Here is a 19,262-nt window from a genome sequence, read left to right on the forward strand (position 1 = left end):
CGAAGCCGATGACTGAACTGGCCGAACTGGAGGCGCGGGCCCGCGCCGAGGGGCGCCCCGCGGCCGACGAGGGCCTGGTCGTCTGCGACAACCTCGTCCGCGTCTACCGCACCGAGGAGGTCGAGGTGCAGGCGCTCCAGGGCCTCGACCTGGTCGTCGCGGAGGGCGAGTGCGTGGCCCTGGTCGGCGCGTCGGGGTCGGGCAAGTCCACGCTCCTGTCGATCCTCTCCGGGCTCGACCTGCCCACCGCGGGGCGCGCGAAGGTCGCGGGCCACGACCTGCTCTCCATGGGGCGCCGCGAGCGCCTCGGCTACCGCAGGTCCACCGTCGGCTTCGTCTGGCAGCAGACCGGACGCAATCTGCTGCCCTATCTGACGGCCCTGGAGAACGTGGCGCTGCCGATGAAGTACACGCGCGTGCCCCGCCGTTCGCGCCAGGAGAAGGCCGCCGAACTGCTCGACGTGCTCGGGGTCGCGCATTGCCGCGACCGGCGGCCCGACGAGCTCTCCGGAGGCGAGCAGCAGCGCGTGGCCGTCGCGGTCGCCACCGCCAACTCCCCGCGCGTGCTGCTCGCCGACGAGCCCACGGGGGAGCTGGACACGGCGAGCGGCGAGGACGTCTTCGCGGCCCTGCGCCGCGCCAACGAGGAGCTCGGAGCGACGGTCCTGGTCGTCACGCACGACCCGCTCGTCTCGGAGCAGGTCCGGCGCACGGTGCGCATCCGTGACGGACGTACCTCTACGGAGACACTCCGCGAACAGGGCGGTAGAGGCGAGGAGTTCACGGTTCTGGACAGGGCGGGGCGGCTGCAGCTGCCGGGGGAGTACGTCGAGCGGTACGGGCTCCGGGGGCGCGTGCGGCTGACGGCGGAGGCGGACCATGTGGGGGTGTGGCCCGATGTGCCAGGGTCCACGGCCGGGTCGCCCGAGCAGGGGCTCTAGCGGGAGCTCCCACGTCATGCCTTGACGGAAGGGAGGTCCGTACCTATGGTCACGGGCCAACGCGCGTGTTCAGAAAGGCACTTGACGTTCACATACAGGAACGGATGGTCCCCCCCCATGCCGTACGCCCCCACCCTCGCACGCTCCCCGCGCCGCCGCAGACCACGTCGCTCCGCAGGCATGGCCGCCGTCTCCGTAGTGGCCGCCCTGGTCGCCGGATTCGTGGCCTGGCCCGGCGCGGAGAAGGCCGACGCCACCCCCTCGGCCGCCGCGGCCCCCTCGGCCTTCGTCCACCCCGGAGTCGCCGTCTCCCGCGGCCAGTTGGACTTCACCCGCGAGAAGGTCACCGCAGGCGCCCAGCCCTGGAAGTCCGCCTACGACCGGATGATGGGCAGCGCGTACGCCTCGCTCTCCCGCACCCCCAAGCCCCGCGCGGTCGTGGAGTGCGGCTCCTACTCCGACCCGAACCACGGCTGCACCGACGAGCGCGAGGACGCGATAGCCGCGTACACCACGGCCCTCGCCTGGTACGTCACCCGCGACGAGCGCTACGCGAAGAAGTCCATCGAGCTGATGGACGCCTGGTCGGCCACCCTCAAGGACCACACCAACAGCAACGCCCCGCTGCAGACCGGCTGGGCGGGCTCCAGCTGGCCGCGTGCCGCCGAGATCATCAAGTACACGTACACCGGGAACTGGGCGAACTCGGGCCGCTTCGCCACGATGCTGCGCACCGTCTACCTCCCCGAGATCATCAACGGCTCCAACTCCAACGGCAACTGGGAACTGTCGATGATGGAGGCCGCCATCGGCATCTCCGTCTTCCTGGAGGACAAGGCGTCGTACGACAAGGCGATGGCGAAGTTCCGCACACGCACGGCCGCGTACGTCTATCTCGCGTCCGACGGCCCGCTGCCCAGGACCGTCCCCAGCCAGAACCTCGACACCCGCGAGAAGATCGTCAAGTACTGGCAGGGACAGGACACCTTCACCACCGGCCTCACCCAGGAGACGTGCCGCGACTTCACCCACACCGGGTACGGGCTCTCCGCGATCTCCCACGTCGCCGAGACCAGCCGCATCCAGGGCGAGGACCTCTACACGACGGACGTCGGGGAGAGGCTGCGGCAAGGGCTCGGCTTCCAGGCCAGGTACGAACTGGGCGAGGCGCCCCCGGCCTCCCTCTGCAAGGGCACCGTCCACCGCGGCCTCGGGCCCGTCACCGAGGTCGGCTACAACGCCCTCGCGGGACGCCTCGGCCACGCCATGACCAACACCCAGAAGCTGACCGAGCGGAATCGCCCCGCTGGCTCCAACAACCTCTTCGTCGCCTGGGAGACCCTCACACACGCGGGCAATCCACGCTGATCCACACCTTGTCGGGCCGGGCGCCCGTTGACGATACTGGCGCCCGGCCCCTGCGGACCCAGGGGCGTACGGGGGGAGTGTCCGGTGGCAGAAGGCATGGTCGTCGTCGAGGACGTGCACCGCACGTACGGCACCGGGGCCGCCGCCGTGCACGCCCTGCGCGGTGTCTCCTTCAGCGTCCCGCGCGGCGAACTCGTCGCGCTGAAGGGCCGCTCCGGATCCGGCAAGACGACCCTGCTCAACCTCGTCGGCGGCCTCGACACCCCCGACAACGGAAAGATCGCCGTGGACGGCGTGGAGCTCGCGGGCCTCGGCGAGAGCGGCCTCCTGGAGCTGCGCCGCGACCACCTCGGCTTCATCTTCCAGTCCTTCGGCCTCATCCCGATCCTCACCGCCGCGGAGAACGTCGGCGTCCCCCTGCGGCTCAAGAAGACCGACCCCCGCGCGCGGGAGGAGCGCGTCGCCCTCCTCCTGGCCCTCGTCGGCCTCGCGGACCACGCCCAGCAGCGGCCCGGCGAGCTCTCCGGAGGACAGCAGCAGCGCGTGGCCATCGCCCGCGCCCTCGCCAACAAGCCGTCCCTGCTCATCGCCGACGAACCCACCGGACAGCTCGACGCGGAGACCGGGCTCGCCGTGATGGAGCTGCTGCGCGCCGTGGTCCGCAGCGAGGGAGTCACCGCCCTGGTCGCCACGCACGACGCGACGCTGCTCGATCTCGCCGACAGGGTCCTGGAACTGCGCGACGGCGAGATCGTCGAGCACTGAGCCGCCCGGCTCCGGCGCGCATCAGGGTTGTGTCAAGGACGGCACCCCCGCACCCCCTCGTCCCTAATGCCGGAATTGTTGGCCGTAAGGTCGACGCTGCGTACACAGCAGTTTCAGGAAGACAATGGGGCCATGGCACGCGGCAAGCTTCGGATCTATCTCGGTGCGGCACCGGGCGTCGGCAAGACGTACGCGATGCTCTCCGAGGCGCACCGTCGCGTCGAGCGCGGCACCGACTGCGTGGTCGCGTTCGTGGAACACCACGACCGGCCGCGCACCGAGGTGATGCTGCACGGCCTGGAACAGGTGACCCGCAAGGACCTGGAGTACCGCGGCTCCGCGTTCACCGAGATGGACGTCGACGCGGTCCTGGAGCGCGCCCCCGCGGTCGCCCTGGTCGACGAGCTGGCCCACACGAACGTCCCGGGATCGCGCAACGCCAAGCGCTGGCAGGACGTCGAGGAGCTCCTCGCGGCCGGCATCGACGTCGTCTCGACGGTCAACATCCAGCACCTGGAGTCCCTCGGCGACGTCGTCGAGTCCATCACCGGCGTCCGGCAGCGCGAGACCGTGCCGGACGAGGTGGTGCGCCGCGCCGACCAGATCGAGCTGGTCGACATGTCGCCCCAGGCGCTGCGCCGCCGCATGGCGCACGGCAACATCTACAAGCCGGACCGCATCGACGCCTCCCTCTCCAACTACTTCAGACCCGGCAACCTCACGGCCCTGCGCGAACTCGCGCTGCTGTGGGTCGCCGACCGGGTCGACGAGTACCTCCAGCAGTACCGCGGCGAGCACAACATCCGCTCCACCTGGCAGGCCCGCGAGCGCATCGTCATAGGCCTGACCGGCGGCCCCGAGGGCCGCACGCTGATCAGGCGCGCCGCCCGCATGGCGGCCAAGGGCTCCGGCAGCGAGATCCTCGCCGTGTACATAGCCCGCAGCGACGGCCTGACCGGCGCGTCCCCCAAGGAACTCGCCGTCCAGCGCACCCTCGTCGAGGACCTCGGCGGCACCTTCCACCACGTCATAGGCGACGACATACCGGCCGCGCTGCTCGACTTCGCACGCGGCGTCAACGCCACCCAGATCGTCCTCGGCTCCTCACGCCGCAAGACCTGGCAGTACGTCTTCGGGCCCGGCGTCGGCGCGACCGTCGCCCGCGAGTCGGGGCCCGACCTGGACGTGCACATCGTCACGCACGGTGAAGTCGCCAAGGGGCGCGGCCTGCCCGTCGCCCGCGGGGCGCGCCTCGGCCGCTCCCGGGTCATCTGGGGCTGGCTGGTCGGCGTCGCGGGCCCCGCGCTCCTGACGCTGCTGCTCACCCACGTCGACGCCGACCTCGGCCTCGCCAACGACATGCTGCTCTTCCTGACGCTGACGGTGGCCGCCGCGCTGCTGGGCGGGCTGCTCCCGGCCCTCGCGTCGGCGGCGGTCGGCTCGCTGCTCCTCAACTACTACTTCACGCCGCCGCTGCACCTGTGGACGATCTCCAACAACAAGAACATCGTCGCGATCGCCGTCTTCGTGGGCGTCGCGGTGTCGGTGGCCTCGGTCGTCGACCTCGCGGCCCGGCGCACCCACCAGGCCGCCAGGCTGCGCGCCGAGTCGGAGATACTCTCCTTCCTCGCGGGCAGCGTCCTGCGCGGCGAGACCAGCCTGGACGCCCTCCTGGAGCGCGTCCGCGAGACCTTCGCGATGGAGTCGGTGGCCCTGCTGGAGCGGGAGAGCGACACCGATCCGTGGACCTGCGCGGGCAGCGTCGGCGACGGCCGCCCGCTCCTGCGCCCCGAGGACGCCGACGTCGACATGCCGGTCGGCGACCACATGGCGCTCGCCCTGTCCGGCCGCGTCCTGCCCGCCGAGGACCGCCGCGTGCTCGCCGCGTTCGCCGCGCAGGCCGCCGTCGTCCTCGACCGCCAGCGCCTGCAGTCCGAGGCCGACCAGGCCCGCACCCTCGCCGAGGGCAACCGCATCCGCACCGCCCTGCTCGCCGCCGTCAGCCACGACCTGCGTACGCCGCTCGCGGGCATCAAGGCCTCCGTCTCCTCCCTGCGCTCCGACGACGTGGAGTGGTCCGAGGAGGACGAGGCCGAGCTCCTGGAAGGCATCGAGGCGGGCGCGGACCGCCTGGAGCACCTGGTGGGCAACCTCCTGGACATGTCCCGCCTGCAGACCGGCACCGTCACCCCCCTGATCCGCGAGATCGACCTCGACGAGGTGGTCCCCATGGCCCTCGGCGGCGTGCCCGACGGCAGTGCGGAGCTGGACATCCCGGAGACGCTGCCGATGGTCGCCGTCGACAAGGGGCTCCTGGAGCGCGCGGTCGCCAACATCGTCGAGAACGCCGTGAAGTACGCCCCCGAGGGCGAGCCCGTCAAGGTCTCCGCCAGCGCCCTGGGCGAGCGTGTCGAGGTCCGCGTGGTGGACCGCGGCCCCGGCGTCCCCGATACCGCCAAGGACCGCATCTTCGCGCCCTTCCAGCGTTACGGTGACGCTCCGCGGGGTGCCGGAGTGGGCCTCGGCCTCGCCGTCGCCCGCGGCTTCGTCGAGGCCATGGGCGGCACCCTCGCCGCCGAGGACACCCCCGGCGGCGGCCTCACCATGGTCCTCACCCTGCGGGCGGCGGCCGGGCGGCCGCCGGTCCGCCCCGATCTCACGGCCCAGGTCACCTCGTGACCCAGGCCCATATCCAGAAGCCGGAAAGGCAGGTAAGCATGACCCGGGTGCTCGTGGTCGACGACGAGCCGCAGATCGTACGCGCCCTCGTGATCAACCTGAAGGCGCGCAAGTACGAGGTGGACGCGGCCCCCGACGGCGCCACCGCGCTGCAGGTCGCCGCCGCCCGCCACCCCGACGTGATCGTGCTCGACCTCGGTCTGCCCGACATGGACGGTGTGGAGGTCATCAGGGGCCTGCGCGGCTGGACACGCGTCCCGATCCTGGTCCTCTCCGCCCGGCACAGCTCGGACGAGAAGGTCGAGGCCCTGGACGCCGGCGCCGACGACTACGTGACCAAGCCCTTCGGCATGGACGAACTCCTCGCACGGCTGCGCGCCGCCGTCCGCAGGGCGGAGCCCACCGGGGCGGGTGAGGACGACGTGATGGTCGACACCGGGGACTTCTCCGTCGACCTGGCCGCCAAGAAGGTCAACCGCGGCGGCCGCGACGTACGCCTGACGCCCACGGAGTGGCACCTCCTGGAGGTCCTGGTCCGCAACACCGGCCGTCTGGTCAGCCAGAAGCAGCTGCTCCAGGAGGTCTGGGGCCCCTCCTACGGCACGGAGACGAACTACCTCCGCGTCTACATGGCACAGCTGCGCCGCAAGCTGGAGACGGACCCGGCGCACCCGCGGCACTTCATCACGGAGCCGGGGATGGGGTACCGCTTCGAGAAGTGACCGCAGCCTCCGGTGTGACCGCCGCTCCGAGAAGTGACCGGATTCCGCGCTTCAGGGCTGCTTCAGCGGCGGGGGAGCGGGTACTGAGCAGGCATAAGCACAGATGAGCGCACCCCTTTCCGCTGTGTCGGCGCCCCCCGGTACGCTTCTTGTATGAGTGCTGTTCCTGGTTCCGAAAAGCCGGCGGGCCGCTTCCGGCGCATGCTCGACCGGCTGTCCTCCTCCCAGGAGGACCTGGAGTCGGAGGAGCTGCGCGAGGACGCCGAGACAGCGGGCTGTGTTCGCATCGGCGACTGCCGCGACCGCCAGATAGTCACCGTTACTGGTACCTTGCGCACGGTCACCCTGCGACCACGCGCCGGGGTCCCCGCCCTGGAGGCCGAGCTGTTCGACGGCTCCGCGGCACTCGACGTGGTGTGGCTCGGCAGGCGCTCCATCGTGGGCATCGAGCCGGGGCGCAAGCTGATCGCGTCGGGCCGGATCTCGATGAGCCGGGGCCGCCGGGTGCTCTTCAACCCCAAGTACGAACTCAGACCCCTCGGACGGGAGTAGCCGGTGACGTCCCTCGACAAGCCGACGGACCAAGGGAACGCGGATCAGGACGCCGATTCCAGGGCCGTGACCGAGGCAGCGCTCTTCGAAGCCTTCGGCGGCGTGCGGGGCATGGTGGAGACGGTCGTCCCAGGCCTGCTCTTCGTGACCATCTTCACGATCAACAAGGACCTGCACATGTCGGCCATCGCGGCCCTCGCGGTGTCCCTGGTGCTCGTCGTGGTCCGCCTGGTCATGAAGGACACCGTCAAGCACGCCTTCAGCGGCGTCTTCGGTGTCGCCTTCGGTGTGGTCTTCGCGATGATGACCGGCAACGCCAAGGACTTCTACCTGCCGGGCATGCTCTACACCCTCGGCCTCGCCCTCGCGTACATCATCACGACCCTCGCGGGCGTGCCGTTGATCGGCCTCATCCTCGGCCCGGTCTTCAAGGAGAACCTCTCCTGGCGCACCCGCAACCCCGGCCGCAAGACGGCGTACGCCAAGGCGAGTTGGGCCTGGGGCCTGATCCTCCTCGCCAAGTGCGCGATCCTCTTCCCGCTGTACTGGTGGGCGGACACCACGCAGTTCGGCTGGGTCCTGGTCGCCCTGAAGATCCCGCCGTTCCTCCTCGCCGTCTACCTGACCTGGGTCTTCCTGGCGAAGGCCCCGCCGCCGATCGACGTCTTCGCGGAGATGGAAGCGGCGGAGAAGGCGGAGGAGGACCGCAAGCGAGCCCTTGCGCAGGAGCGGCGCGACGGCTAGGCAGCGCCCCGAAGGGGCGCGGGGAACTGCGCGACCAGCCACGACGAACCTGCGGCTTCGCTGACGCGGATGGGGGCGCCCGGAAGGTTTCTTCCGGGCGCCCCCATCGACGTACGAGCCGGGGCGGCTAGCCCACCGCGTCCTCCCGGCGCACCGAGAGAAGGTCCTCCAGCTGCTCCTCGCGGGCCTGCGCCGCCACGAAGAGAAGCTCGTCACCCGCTTCCAGGGAGTCGTCCGGGGTCGGCGCCAGGACGCGCGTACCGCGGATGATCGTGACCAGCGAGGTGTCCTCGGGCCACTCGACGTCGCCGACCCGCGTGCCCGCGAGGGCCGACTCGGGCGGCAGCGTCAGTTCGACGAGGTTCGCGTCACCGTGGCTGAAGCGCAGCAGGCGCACGAGATCGCCGACGCTCACCGCCTCCTCGACGAGCGCGGACATCAGGCGTGGCGTGGAGACCGCGACGTCGACGCCCCAGGACTCGTTGAAGAGCCACTCGTTCTTGGGGTTGTTCACCCGGGCGACGACCCGCGGGACGCCGTACTCGGTCTTCGCGAGGAGGGAGACGACGAGGTTGACCTTGTCGTCGCCGGTGGCCGCGATGACCACGTTGCAGCGCTGCAGCGCCGCCTCGTCCAGGGACGTGATCTCGCAGGCGTCGGCGAGCAGCCACTCGGCCTGCGGCACGCGTTCGACGGAGATGGCCGTCGGCGCCTTGTCGACGAGAAGGACCTCATGGCCGTTCTCCAGGAGCTCACCGGCGATGGAGCGGCCCACCGCGCCGGCTCCGGCAATGGCGACCCTCATCAGTGACCGCCCTCCTCGGGGCCTTCGGCGAACGCCGCTTCGACCTTCTCGACCTCGTTGGTGCGCATCATCACGTGCACCAGGTCGCCCTCCTGCAGCACCGTCTGCGAGGTCGGCAGGACGGCCTCACCCAGCCGGGTGAGGAACGCCACGCGTACGCCGGTCTCCTCCTGGAGGCGGCTGATCTTGTGGCCGATCCACGACGACGACGCGTGCACCTCGGCGAGCTGTACGCCGCCGGTGGGGTCGCGCCACAGCGGCTCGGCCCCCGAGGGGAGCAGGCGGCGCAGCATCTGGTCGGCGGTCCAGCGGACGGTGGCCACCGTCGGGATGCCCAGACGCTGGTAGACCTCGGCACGGCGAGGGTCGTAGATACGGGCGGCGACGTTCTCGATGCCGAACATCTCGCGGGCTACGCGCGCGGCGATGATGTTGGAGTTGTCGCCGCTGCTGACGGCGGCGAAGGCGCCCGCCTCCTCGATACCGGCCTCGCGCAGGGTGTCCTGGTCGAAGCCGATGCCGGTGACGCGGCGGCCGCCGAACCCGGAGCCGAGGCGGCGGAAGGCCGTGGGGTCCTGGTCGACCACCGCGACCGTGTGCCCCTGTTGTTCCAGGGTCTGCGCGAGAGCTGAACCGACTCTCCCGCAGCCCATGATGACGATGTGCACGACCGTCCTTCCGGCTGTGTCAATACTTGGTGCTCAGACTGAACGGTAAAAGCGTCTCAGACCGGAGCCCAAGCTACACACGCGCGGTCGGCGGAGGGCACCCCCGTGCACCGGCCGCTGCCGGTCGCGGGGGTCTGCCGGGCGGGTGGGCCCGTCCTCAGTCCACGCTGCGCAGCAGACCTTCGACGTTCTGCAGCCGGTGACCGAGCTCGACGAGCTGGAGGCGGGTCGCCTCCTGCTCCGCACGGGCGCGCTCGACGGCCTCGCGGTAGCTGTGCATGGCCTCCGCGTACTGCCGGTCGCGCTCGCGGTTGCGCTGCGACTGGAAGTACGCGACGGCGACAATCGCGGCGGCGAGCACCACGAAAAAAGCGACTGGGATGATCACGTCGTCCACTAGGGCGTCCCCTTTGATGAGTGCTGTCCGTCGTCGCCCGCCTGGTCCTGGCGGGCGGCCGCGATGATCGTATCCACGTTCAACCGCACGTCGAACGGCGCCAGTTCGAAGTACTTGAGCGCCTTGCCGTCGTCGGAGAGTTCCAGGCGGCCGGAGACGATGCCGGCCTTCTCCATGCGTTCGAGGTGCATGTAGAGCAGAGGGCGGGACACCCCGAGCCTGCGGGCCAGTTCGCTGACGTACAGCTCGCCCGACGAGAGCTCGGTGATGATCCGGATGCGCTGCGCATGGCCGACCGCGGCGAGAAAAGCCAGCAGCTCCTCGCTGTCCATGTAGTGCCTTTGCGCTGGTAGTCCCGAAAGTTGTCGGTCAAGGCTTCAGCATGACGGGCTCCACTGTCAATCCACTCTCTGCCCATTTCCAATGACAGTTGACGGTTCTGTCATTCACCTGTCAGTCTCCACTTACATAAGCTCCACGACGGGGTGGCGCGCGGACGCAAGGGGTGGGACGGACATGAGAGAGCGATCGGTCACGGTGCGCGTGGCCCGATGGAGCGCGCTGCACCCATGGCGGGCGGTCGTCGGGTGGCTGGTCTTCGTGGTGCTGTGCCTCGGGGGCGGGATCGCCGCCGGCATGAACAGCGCCGTCTCGGCGGACTACCGCGTGGGCGAGGCGGGCCGGGCCGAGGCGCTGGCGACCGAGGGCGGCGTCCAGCTCAGGCCCACGGAGCAGGTGCTGATCCGCGCCGAGTCGGGGCCGCTGGACCGGAAGGCCGCCGACGCCGCCGTCGAGGACGTCACCGCACGGATGAAGGCCCTGCCCGAGGTCGCCTCGGTGGCCGGTCCCGTGCGCTCCGCCGACGGCCGTGTCCTGCGCGTCCAGGTGGAGCTCAACGGCCCCGACCAGGACGCCAAGAAGAACGTCGTCCCGCTGCGGGCCGAGACCGAGAAGGTCGCGAAGGCCCACCCGGACCTGATGATCGAGGAGACCGGCGGCGCCTCCGTCAGCCAGGGGGTCAACGACCAGCGCGGTAAGGACCTCGCCTTCTCCGAGGCGATCACGCTGCCCATCACGTTGATCACCCTCGCGGTGGTCTTCGGCTCGGTCGTCATGGTCGGCGTACCGCTGCTGCTCGCCGTCACCTCGATCATGGCGACGATGGGCCTGGCGATGCTCGCCTCGCACCTGCTGCCGGACACCGGCGTCGGGATGAACATGATCCTGCTCATCGGCATGGCCGTCGGCGTCGATTACACGCTCTTCTACCTCAAGCGCGAGCGCGAGGAGCGGGCCCGCGCGGGCGGGCGCCTCACCTCGGAGGCGCTCGTCGAGGCCGCCGCCGCGACGGCGGGCCGGGCGATCGTGGTGTCCGGCCTCGCCGTGATCGTCTCGACCGCCACGCTCTTCCTGGCCGGTGACGTCATCTTCGACTCGCTCGCCACCGGCACCATCCTGGTCGTCGCCGTCGCCATGGTCAGCTCGGTGACGGTGCTGCCCGCGCTCCTGGTCAAGCTCGGCCGGCGGGCCGAGCGCCGCGCGGCGAAGCGCCTCGCACAGGGCAAGCCGGTGCGGGGCGACGAGGACAAGAAGCCGGGCCGGGTCTGGAACCTGCTGCTCGCGCCCGCCCGCAAGCGCCCCGCGCTCACCCTGTGCCTCTCGGTCCTCGTGCTGCTCGGCCTCGCCGTGCCCGCGCTCGACATGAAGCTCAAGGACCCCTCGCGCGACAGCTTCTCCCGTGAGATCCCGGCGATGCAGGGGTACGACCGGCTGCTCGACGCCTTCCCCGAGCAGCGCGTCCGCCACCTGGTCGTGGTGCGGGCCGAGGCCTCGCAGGCCGGTGACGTGAAGGAGGCGCTTCGGGGGGTGCATCGCAGGGCGGTGGGCGATCCGCTCTTTGCACAGGTCGGACAACCGGTCGTCAGGTCCTCTGAGGAGCGGCAGGTCGGACAACCGGTTGTCCGCTCCTCTGAGGAGCAGAGGTCCGGACAACCGGTCCTTCGCTCCTCCGATGACCGGAGGACCACCACCCTGGAGCTGAACGCCCCGCACCCGACCTACTCGAAGAAGGCCGTCGCCACCCTCGACCGGCTCCGCGACGACTTCCTCCCCGCGACCGTCGGCAAGCTGCCCGGCGTCGAGACGGCCGTCACCGGCGAGGTGCCCCGCGGCGTCGACTACGTCGAGCACCAGAACGAGAAGCTGCCGCTCGTCCTCGGCTTCCTGCTCCTGATGACCTTCGCCATGACGGTCTACGCGTTCCGCTCCGTCGTCCTCGGACTGCTCGGCGTCGTCCTCAACCTGCTCTCCGCCGCCTCCGCGCTCGGCCTGCTCGTCCTCGTCTTCCAGGGCGACTGGGCCGAGGAACTGCTGTCCTTCGTCTCGCTCGGCGGGATCTCCTCGCGCGTACCGCTCTTCCTCTTCGTGATCCTCTTCGGGCTCTCGATGGATTACCAGGTCTTCGTGGTCAGCCGGATCCGTGAGGCGGCTCTGAACGGCGTGCCCACGCGGCAGGCGGTCCTGGACGGCATCGCGTCCTCCGCCAAGGTCGTCACCAGCGCGGCGATCGTCATGGTCACCGTCTTCGCGAGCTTCGTGATGCTGCACATCCTGGAGATGAAGCAGATGGGCTTCGTCCTCGCGGCGGCCGTCCTGCTCGACGCCTTCGTGATCCGCGTCATGATCCTGCCCGCGGCTCTGCTCCTGCTCGGCCGTGCCACCTGGTGGCCCTCCGGCGCGATCCGCCGCGCCGAGGCCCGGGTGGCGGAGCGGTACGCGGCCCCTTCGGCAGGCGCCTCCGAGGGGGCCTCAGAGGGGGCCGCCGAGCGTCCGGATTCCGGTCATCCGGAGGGGCGCAGGATCGCACAGGGCGGATAACCGGAGCAGTTGGGGGTGGTGGGTGGGCGGGCACCCATTCGAACGCTTACGATCCTCTGCGTGTCCAAACTGACCGACGTGCCCAAACGGATCCTGATCGGGCGCGCACTGCGCAGTGATCGGCTCGGAGAAACGCTCCTGCCGAAGCGCATCGCACTCCCCGTCTTCGCATCCGACCCGCTCTCCTCCGTGGCGTACGCGCCGGGAGAGGTTCTTCTCGTCCTCTCCATCGCGGGTGTGTCGGCGTACCACTTCAGCCCGTGGATCGCCGTCGCGGTAGTCGTACTGATGTTCACGGTGGTGGCGTCGTACAGACAGAATGTGCACGCGTACCCGAGTGGTGGAGGCGACTACGAGGTCGCCAACACCAACCTCGGCCCCAAGGCCGGACTCACCGTCGCGAGCGCCCTGCTCGTCGACTACGTCCTGACCGTGGCCGTGTCGATCTCCTCGGGCATCGAGAACCTCGGTTCCGCCATCCCCTTCGTGATCGAGCACAAGGTGCTCTGCGCGGTCGGGGTGATCGTGCTGCTCACCGTGATGAACCTGCGCGGCGTGAAGGAGTCGGGCAAGCTCTTCGCGATCCCGACGTACGTCTTCGTCGCCGGCGTCTTCATCATGATCGCGTGGGGTGCCTTCCGGGGCATCGTCCTGGACGACACCATGAAGGCGCCCACCGCCGACTACGAGATCAAGCCCGAGCACCAGGGCCTCGCGGGCTTCGCGCTCGTCTTCCTGCTGCTGCGCGCGTTCTCCTCCGGCTGTGCCGCCCTCACCGGCGTCGAGGCGATCAGCAACGGCGTCCCGGCCTTCCGCAAGCCGAAGTCCAAGAACGCCGCGACGACGCTCGCGCTCATGGGCGGCCTCGCCGTCACGATGTTCTGCGGCATCATCGGCCTCGCCATGGCGACCAACGTCCGCATGGCGGAGAACCCGGCCAAGGACCTCGTCCACAACGGCACCCCGGTCGGCTCGGACTACGTCCAGAACCCGGTGATCTCCCAGGTCGCCGAGGCGGTCTTCGGCAACGGCAGCTTCCTGTTCATCGTGCTCGCCGCGGCCACCGCCCTCGTCCTGTTCCTCGCGGCCAACACCGCGTACAACGGCTTCCCGCTGCTCGGCTCGATCCTGGCCCAGGACCGCTACCTGCCGCGCCAGCTGCACACCCGAGGCGACCGCCTCGCGTTCTCCAACGGCATCGTCCTGCTCGCGGGCGCCGCGGCCCTGCTGGTCTTCATCTACGGCGCGGACTCGACCCGCCTCATCCAGCTCTACATCGTCGGCGTCTTCGTCTCCTTCACGCTCAGCCAGATCGGCATGGTCCGGCACTGGAACCGCCACCTGGCCAAGGAGAAGGACCAGAACAAGCGCCGCCACATGATCCGCTCCCGCGCGATCAACACCTTCGGCGCCTTCTTCACGGGCCTGGTGCTTGTCGTCGTACTCGTCACCAAGTTCACGCACGGCGCCTGGGTCGCGCTGCTCGGCATGGTGATCTTCTACGCGACGATGACGGCGATCCGCCGCCACTACGACCGCGTGGCCGAGGAGATCGCCGCCCCCGAGACCCCCTCCGACGACAGCGTGCGCCCCTCCCGGGTCCACTCGATCGTCCTGGTCTCCAAGATCCACCGCCCGACGCTGCGCGCCCTCTCGTACGCGAAGCTGATGCGCTCCCACACCCTGGAGGCGCTCAGCATCAACGTCGACCCGGCGGAGACCAAGGCGCTCAAGGAGGAGTGGGAGCGCCGCGGGATCACGGTCCCCCTGAAGGTCCTCGACTCGCCCTACCGCGAGATCACGCGCCCGATCATCGAGTACGTGAAGAACCTGCGCCGCGAGAGCCCGCGCGACGTGGTCAGCGTGATCATCCCCGAGTACGTGGTGGGCCACTGGTACGAGCACCTGCTGCACAACCAGAGCGCGCTGCGCCTCAAGGGCCGCCTGCTCTTCACGCCGGGCGTGATGGTGACGTCCGTCCCCTATCAGCTGGACTCCTCCGAGGCTGCGAAGAAGCGGGCCCGCAGGCGGTCGGAGTGGAACGCGCCGGGTGCGGTGCGGCGCGGTCCTGTGGAGAAGCCGAGGCGTGCGAAGGAGCCGAGCAAGAAGGGCTGATCCTTTTTTGGTCGGGCGGCCGGACGACACCCACGTAGACTGGTGGGCTGTTGTCCGGCCGTTCCTCTTTTACGTTGTGGAGTCACCCCGCCATGCAGGCAGAACCGAAGAATTCGCAGGCGGGGAACGCACGGGCGGGCGCCCCCGAGGCGGGCATCTCGCTGGTCGGCCGGGAGTACGAGGTCGAGGTCGGCCCCGTTGCCCACGGCGGCCACTGCATCGCCCGTACGGCCGAGGGCCAGGTCCTCTTCGTGCGGCACGCGCTGCCCGGTGAGAAGGTCGTCGCGCGCGTGACGGAGGGCGAGGAGGGCGCGCGCTTCCTGCGCGCCGACGCTGTCACGGTGGTGGAGGCGTCCAAGGACCGCGTCGAGGCCCCCTGCCCCTACGCGGGACCCGGCCGCTGCGGCGGCTGCGACTGGCAGCACGCCAAGCCGGGCGCGCAGCGCCGCCTCAAGGGCGAGGTCATCGCCGAGCAGCTCAAGCGGCTTGCGGGCCTGACCCCGGAGGAAGCGGGCTGGGACGGCACGGTCATGCCCGCCGAGGGCGACAAGCTGCCCGCCGGCGAGGTCCCCGCCTGGCGTACGCGCGTGCAGTACGCGGTGGACGCCGACGGCAACGCCGGTCTGCGCCGCCACCGCTCGCACGAGGTCGAGCCGATCGAGCACTGCATGATCGCGGCCGAGGGCGTCTCCGAGCTCGGTATCGAGGAGCGCGACTGGTCGGGCATGGCCTCGATCGAGGCGATCGCGGCGAGCGGCTCCCAGGACCGCCAGGTGATCCTCGCGCCGAAGCCGGGCGCGCGCCTGCCCATCGTCGAACTCGACAAGCCGGTCTCGGTCATGCGCGTCGGCGAGAAGGACGGCGGGGTCCACCGCGTCCACGGCCGCCCCTTCGTCCGCGAGCGCGCCGACGGCCGCACCTACCGCGTCGGCAGCGGCGGCTTCTGGCAGGTCCACCCGAAGGCGGCCGAGACCCTGATGCTCGCCGTCATGCAGGGCTTGACCCCCCGCAAGGGCGAGACGGCCCTCGACCTCTACTGCGGCGTGGGCCTCTTCGCGGGCGCCCTCGCGGACCGCGTCGGCGAGAAGGGCGCGGTGCTCGGCATCGAGTCCGGCAAGCGCGCGGTGGAGGACGCCCGCCACAACCTCGCGGCGTTCGACCGCGTCCGCATCGAGCAGGGCAAGGTCGAAGCGGTCCTGCCGCGCACGGGCATCACCGAGGTCGACCTGATCGTCCTGGACCCGCCGCGCGCGGGCGCGGGGAAGGCGACGGTGCGGCATCTGTCGGGGCTGGGCGCGCGACGGATTGCCTATGTGGCCTGCGATCCGGCGGCGCTGGCACGGGACTTGGGGTATTTCCGGGAGGGTGGGTACCGGGTGCGGACGTTGCGGGCGTTCGATCTGTTTCCTATGACGCATCATGTGGAGTGCGTGGCGATTCTTGAGCCTGTCGAGAAGGGCCGCTGAGCTGCTGTTTTGCCGAGTGTGCGTTGCGTGCGTCACGGGCGATATCTTGATGCATGTTTGACGCATGTCGACGCGCGTGACGTACGTTTGACGCATGGCCTGATGAGCCGTCAGGGATCTGTGTAGGCAAGTGATGGCCCGCCAGTTGGGGTCTGAGGGCCTTTGGCTTTGCTGCCTTCGGGGAGCAGCGCGGACGGGGTGCGTGCTGCTTCAGTGGCCGAGGTGAGGCCCGGGATCTGGAGCACGGGGCTCGGGTGGCGTGGGGAGTCTTGGCGCTGAGGCGCTCTCGGTGAGCTGTCGAAGGTGGGCGTCTGCGAACGCGACGGAACGGACCGATGCGGGTCAGGTCGTGGCAGTCCATCCCCACCGCGTTCAGTTCCGCAGCCGCCCGGCGCACCTCACCCTCACGCACACTTCACCGGCCACCACTCGCCCTCCACGTCGCTCCCTGTTCCTGGGTGCCTAGTTCGTCAGCGCCTCCTGCGCCCGCAGCCTCACCACCCGGACGTCAAGAATCAGGCGGGGCGCCGTCGCACACCAGCGGTCCCCGATGCCAGACGAATCGAGCAACAGAGTCCAGGAGTGTTCCAAATGCCACGGTGTGGGGCGGCCGGCGCCCGCTATCACAACTCTAAGAGGTGTGCTCCAGAGGGGGAGTGGCGAGTCCGGCCTGAACACGCCACTCTCTCGCTCAACAACGTGTAGGTAGCAGCTGGGTTATGCGAATTTGTTCCAACTTCTCTCGGCCAGTATCTGCCCCGGCTCTTCGTCACTGAGCGGTCACGGATAGCGTTGCTTCGCTTGCGTTAACCCTCACCTCACCGGAGACAACAGTGACTCGCTCGCCCCGGCTCGTGGCTGCCGCGCTCGCAGCTTCCGTCGCCCTGCTGCTGAGCGCCTGCGGCGGCGCGGACGCTGACAAGGACAACGACAAGGTCGCCGGGGCGGACAGTGGCACGGAAAAGTCGGCGTCATCGTCGCCGTCCGCTTCCGCGGACGGAATCGACCGGCCGGAGATCAAACTTCCGAAGGACGACAAGCTCCTGTTCGAATAGCCTGATGACGCGAAAGAAGCGCCCGTGCTCAATGACAACCGGGAGTTCATTCGGGCCACGGATGATGCCATCGTCCGCGGGAATCCGAAGTCCTCGGCCTTGAGGTTCTATGCCAAGGGTGATGCCCTGAAGGTCAGCGTGGACTGGGTACAGCAGTTTGTAGACGCCGGGCAGTCCGTTAGCGGAACGGTTCGCTACTACAACCGTAAGGTGACATTCCTCAAGGATGACTCCGCAGGACTTACCTATTGTGGTGACGAAACCAAGGCGTACAACAAGGACCGGGAGACCGGTAAGCGTTCCGATGGGGTTACATCGAGCAGCGACGCATACGTCTTCTACAACCTGCAACTTGAAAAGGATTCGAAGGGTGTCTGGCAGACCGAGCAGATGATGTCGAAGCGGGGGGGGGGGGGCTCAGCAGTGCCGTTGAGCAAGACCGCGAATGCCGCGAAGTGTGGCCTGGTTATTGGCGCGCTGACCGCCACCATCATCTCGAGCTCGCCAGTCGCCTTCGCGGCGGGTCGGGCCCCGGGGAATGTAACGAAGCCGGGCTCCCAGGGAGGTCAGCCAACCGGAGAGAGACGCGGTCAGGAGATCGGGGCCAAGATCACCTACAACCTCTCCCGGAACGGAGCGGGTGGGAGTGTCGGCGCCATCCAGCCTGTGGGTGACTGGACGCCGCCGCTCTGCTGGTTCGCGCCGAAGTACACGCCTGCCCAGTACAACGAGGACAGTTGGTCCGTCGGGGGCGACCAGGCGGAGTGGGTGAAGAAGGAGAAGAAGCAGTTCGAGAAGGGGAAGCCCGACGAGGAATTCCACTTGAAGGACAAGGATGACGGCTACTGGTGGGGCCACTTCATCAACCGTGATCGCATGGATGAGACCGCCGCCTGGGAGTGCATGTTCCGTGACCCATGGTGGGTCAAGAAGGGCGATGACCCCAAGGTTGAGCACGCTATTTCGCCCGAGATCCTCGCAGGGCTTGCCTATGAAAAGATCCGGGTTCCGGACACTTCTGTGTCCATGAAGCCCGAGGGCGCGTAGAAGGTGAATCTCAACACCTGGCTGTGGCTCGACAAGGCCACGTTCAAGCCCGTGTCCGCCACCGCTGGCCTGCTGGCCCTGGGCATGACGGCGACGACCACCGCCGAACCGGTCGGCCTCCACGTTGAGCCGGGGACCGAGGACGCCAAGGTCTTCCCCGCATCCGGTGACTGCCCGATCAACGCGGACGGCAGCATCGGCGAACCGTACGCCAAGGGGAAGGCGGACCAAGAGCCGCCGTGCGGGATGGCCTACCTCCGCGCCACGTCCGGGACCGGCCCGTACCAGTTCAAGGCTTCCGTCACATGGAAGGTCTCCTGGCACGGCTCGGGTGGCGCGAAGGGTGATCTCCCGGATGGCACCTTCGAGACGACCCAGGACGTGAACGTCCAGGAGATCCAGTCCATCAACCGCTGACCGAGGCTGTCGGACTCGTCGGCCGGTCGGCACCACACGCAAGACCATCTCAACACCCGCGGGGGCGGAGACGTATGTCGGACCTGAAGAAGGATGCGGAAGCTCTGCACAAGGCGGCCTCCGCGCTGGCCAAGGTGGATGACCACACCCGCAAGCCACTGCACGACTTCAAGGCGGCCTCGCACGACCTGTCCGCGTTCGGGGTGCTGGGCTCGCTGATGAGCGCCAAGGACGACATCCAGGACGGCATGGACACCATCGCCGGGCTCACCAAGAACCTGCACAAGGAGTGGGAGGTGGAGGCGAAGTTCCTGGGCGATGTCTCCGACGCCTTCGACGTGCTGGACATCCTGCTGAACACCGCGGCTCGCGCCAAGAAGGGCTGAGCCGTCCATGGGCTTCGACATCATCCCCGGCGACCTCGACGCCGGCGACCTCAACCCGCTGCACTGGATCAACAAGGCCAACCACGCCTTCGGCGACACCCTCGCCAGCGGCCTGGACTTCCTCGGCATCACCGATCCGCTCGTCGACCCGGACGGCATCCGCGAGATAGCCAAGCAGTGGCGGGCCCTGGCCAAGGGCCTCGACGCCGCAGCCCGCGACGCCGAGACCGCGCTCAAGGACCTGGAGTGGGAAGGCAA

At 69.3% G+C, this 19,262-nt stretch carries 18 protein-coding genes and 1 pseudogene; 15 read left to right on the plus strand and 4 right to left on the minus strand.

Annotation, left to right across the window (positions count from 1 at the left end; genetic code table 11):
* Positions 1-8: 8 nt before the first annotated feature.
* The 7 genes from AB0B50_RS36945 to AB0B50_RS36975 all read left to right on the plus strand — a co-directional run bounded on the left by AB0B50_RS36945 (position 9) and on the right by AB0B50_RS36975 (position 7,771).
* Positions 9-941 carry an ABC transporter ATP-binding protein gene (locus AB0B50_RS36945; RefSeq protein WP_362340209.1) on the plus strand — a complete coding sequence of 311 codons (933 nt, stop codon included), beginning with the start codon at positions 9-11 and terminating at the stop codon, positions 939-941.
* A gap of 180 nt (positions 942-1,121) precedes the next feature.
* The gene (locus tag AB0B50_RS36950; protein ID WP_362340231.1) at positions 1,122-2,309 is read left to right on the plus strand and encodes an alginate lyase family protein; all 1,188 of its coding nucleotides are present in this window, start codon (positions 1,122-1,124) and stop codon (positions 2,307-2,309) included.
* Positions 2,310-2,405: 96 nt separating this feature from the next.
* Positions 2,406-3,074, plus strand: a complete 669-nt coding sequence (locus AB0B50_RS36955) for an ABC transporter ATP-binding protein (RefSeq protein WP_362340232.1) — start codon at positions 2,406-2,408, stop codon at positions 3,072-3,074.
* Between the two features lie 132 nt (positions 3,075-3,206).
* Positions 3,207-5,753, plus strand: coding sequence for a sensor histidine kinase KdpD (locus AB0B50_RS36960; RefSeq protein ID WP_362340210.1), 2,547 nt, complete (start codon positions 3,207-3,209; stop codon positions 5,751-5,753).
* A gap of 38 nt (positions 5,754-5,791) precedes the next feature.
* The gene (locus AB0B50_RS36965) at positions 5,792-6,475 is read left to right on the plus strand and encodes a response regulator (RefSeq protein WP_362340211.1); all 684 of its coding nucleotides are present in this window, start codon (positions 5,792-5,794) and stop codon (positions 6,473-6,475) included.
* A 153-nt stretch (positions 6,476-6,628) separates the two neighbouring features.
* Positions 6,629-7,027, plus strand: a complete 399-nt coding sequence (locus tag AB0B50_RS36970; protein ID WP_362340212.1) for an OB-fold nucleic acid binding domain-containing protein — start codon at positions 6,629-6,631, stop codon at positions 7,025-7,027.
* 3 nt (positions 7,028-7,030) lie between these two features.
* Complete coding sequence (locus AB0B50_RS36975) at positions 7,031-7,771, plus strand: DUF3159 domain-containing protein (RefSeq protein ID WP_362340213.1); 741 nt, start codon at positions 7,031-7,033, stop codon at positions 7,769-7,771.
* Between the two features lie 127 nt (positions 7,772-7,898).
* On the opposite strand, the gene AB0B50_RS36980 is transcribed toward AB0B50_RS36975, so the two are convergent.
* The 4 genes from AB0B50_RS36980 to AB0B50_RS36995 form a co-directional block, all read right to left on the minus strand.
* Positions 7,899-8,576 carry a TrkA family potassium uptake protein gene (locus AB0B50_RS36980; protein ID WP_362340214.1) on the minus strand — a complete coding sequence of 226 codons (678 nt, stop codon included), beginning with the start codon at positions 8,574-8,576 and terminating at the stop codon, positions 7,899-7,901.
* Positions 8,576-9,244, minus strand: coding sequence for a TrkA family potassium uptake protein (locus tag AB0B50_RS36985; protein WP_055701217.1), 669 nt, complete (start codon positions 9,242-9,244; stop codon positions 8,576-8,578). Before AB0B50_RS36985 ends, AB0B50_RS36980 begins: the two co-directional genes overlap by 1 nt.
* A 157-nt stretch (positions 9,245-9,401) precedes the next feature.
* Positions 9,402-9,632 carry a hypothetical protein gene (locus AB0B50_RS36990; RefSeq protein WP_362340215.1) on the minus strand — a complete coding sequence of 77 codons (231 nt, stop codon included), beginning with the start codon at positions 9,630-9,632 and terminating at the stop codon, positions 9,402-9,404.
* 8 nt (positions 9,633-9,640) lie between these two features.
* Positions 9,641-9,973, minus strand: a complete 333-nt coding sequence (locus AB0B50_RS36995; protein ID WP_362340216.1) for a winged helix-turn-helix domain-containing protein — start codon at positions 9,971-9,973, stop codon at positions 9,641-9,643.
* A gap of 184 nt (positions 9,974-10,157) precedes the next feature.
* On the opposite strand from AB0B50_RS36995, the gene AB0B50_RS37000 reads away from it, so the two are divergent.
* The 8 genes and pseudogenes from AB0B50_RS37000 to AB0B50_RS37035 all read left to right on the plus strand — a co-directional run.
* A complete protein-coding gene (locus AB0B50_RS37000; RefSeq protein ID WP_362340217.1) occupies positions 10,158-12,518 on the plus strand; it encodes an MMPL family transporter in 2,361 nt (786 codons plus the stop codon).
* Between the two features lie 60 nt (positions 12,519-12,578).
* Positions 12,579-14,633 (plus strand): APC family permease, encoded by a 2,055-nt coding sequence (locus tag AB0B50_RS37005; RefSeq protein ID WP_362340218.1) that lies wholly within the window; start codon positions 12,579-12,581, stop codon positions 14,631-14,633.
* A 92-nt stretch (positions 14,634-14,725) separates the two neighbouring features.
* Positions 14,726-16,099, plus strand: a complete 1,374-nt coding sequence (locus tag AB0B50_RS37010) for a class I SAM-dependent RNA methyltransferase (protein WP_362340219.1) — start codon at positions 14,726-14,728, stop codon at positions 16,097-16,099.
* An 833-nt stretch (positions 16,100-16,932) separates the two neighbouring features.
* A complete protein-coding gene (locus tag AB0B50_RS37015; protein ID WP_362340220.1) occupies positions 16,933-17,154 on the plus strand; it encodes a hypothetical protein in 222 nt (73 codons plus the stop codon).
* 24 nt (positions 17,155-17,178) lie between these two features.
* On the plus strand, positions 17,179-18,201 hold the full coding sequence (locus tag AB0B50_RS37020) for a hypothetical protein (RefSeq protein ID WP_362340221.1): 1,023 nt from the start codon (positions 17,179-17,181) through the stop codon (positions 18,199-18,201).
* Between the two features lie 3 nt (positions 18,202-18,204).
* Positions 18,205-18,618 (plus strand): hypothetical protein, encoded by a 414-nt coding sequence (locus AB0B50_RS37025; protein WP_362340222.1) that lies wholly within the window; start codon positions 18,205-18,207, stop codon positions 18,616-18,618.
* A gap of 74 nt (positions 18,619-18,692) precedes the next feature.
* The gene (locus AB0B50_RS37030) at positions 18,693-19,004 is read left to right on the plus strand and encodes a hypothetical protein (RefSeq protein ID WP_362340223.1); all 312 of its coding nucleotides are present in this window, start codon (positions 18,693-18,695) and stop codon (positions 19,002-19,004) included.
* 7 nt (positions 19,005-19,011) lie between these two features.
* A pseudogene (locus tag AB0B50_RS37035) lies at positions 19,012-19,262 on the plus strand (hypothetical protein); the annotation flags it as partial.

Origin of the sequence: Streptomyces sp. NPDC041068 (assembly GCF_040647455.1) — a bacterium.
Taxonomy (GTDB): domain Bacteria; phylum Actinomycetota; class Actinomycetes; order Streptomycetales; family Streptomycetaceae; genus Streptomyces.

Coding starts and splice junctions, on each gene's coding strand:
- AB0B50_RS36945 (WP_362340209.1), top strand. CDS start 9: ATGACTGAACTGGCCGAACTGGAGGCGCGGGCCCGCGCCGAGGGGCGC.
- AB0B50_RS36950 (WP_362340231.1), top strand. CDS start 1,122: ATGGCCGCCGTCTCCGTAGTGGCCGCCCTGGTCGCCGGATTCGTGGCC.
- AB0B50_RS36955 (WP_362340232.1), top strand. CDS start 2,406: ATGGTCGTCGTCGAGGACGTGCACCGCACGTACGGCACCGGGGCCGCC.
- AB0B50_RS36960 (WP_362340210.1), top strand. CDS start 3,207: ATGGCACGCGGCAAGCTTCGGATCTATCTCGGTGCGGCACCGGGCGTC.
- AB0B50_RS36965 (WP_362340211.1), top strand. CDS start 5,792: ATGACCCGGGTGCTCGTGGTCGACGACGAGCCGCAGATCGTACGCGCC.
- AB0B50_RS36970 (WP_362340212.1), top strand. CDS start 6,629: ATGAGTGCTGTTCCTGGTTCCGAAAAGCCGGCGGGCCGCTTCCGGCGC.
- AB0B50_RS36980 (WP_362340214.1), bottom strand. CDS start 8,576: ATGAGGGTCGCCATTGCCGGAGCCGGCGCGGTGGGCCGCTCCATCGCC.
- AB0B50_RS36995 (WP_362340216.1), bottom strand. CDS start 9,973: ATGGACAGCGAGGAGCTGCTGGCTTTTCTCGCCGCGGTCGGCCATGCG.
- AB0B50_RS37000 (WP_362340217.1), top strand. CDS start 10,158: ATGAGAGAGCGATCGGTCACGGTGCGCGTGGCCCGATGGAGCGCGCTG.
- AB0B50_RS37010 (WP_362340219.1), top strand. CDS start 14,726: ATGCAGGCAGAACCGAAGAATTCGCAGGCGGGGAACGCACGGGCGGGC.
- AB0B50_RS37030 (WP_362340223.1), top strand. CDS start 18,693: ATGTCGGACCTGAAGAAGGATGCGGAAGCTCTGCACAAGGCGGCCTCC.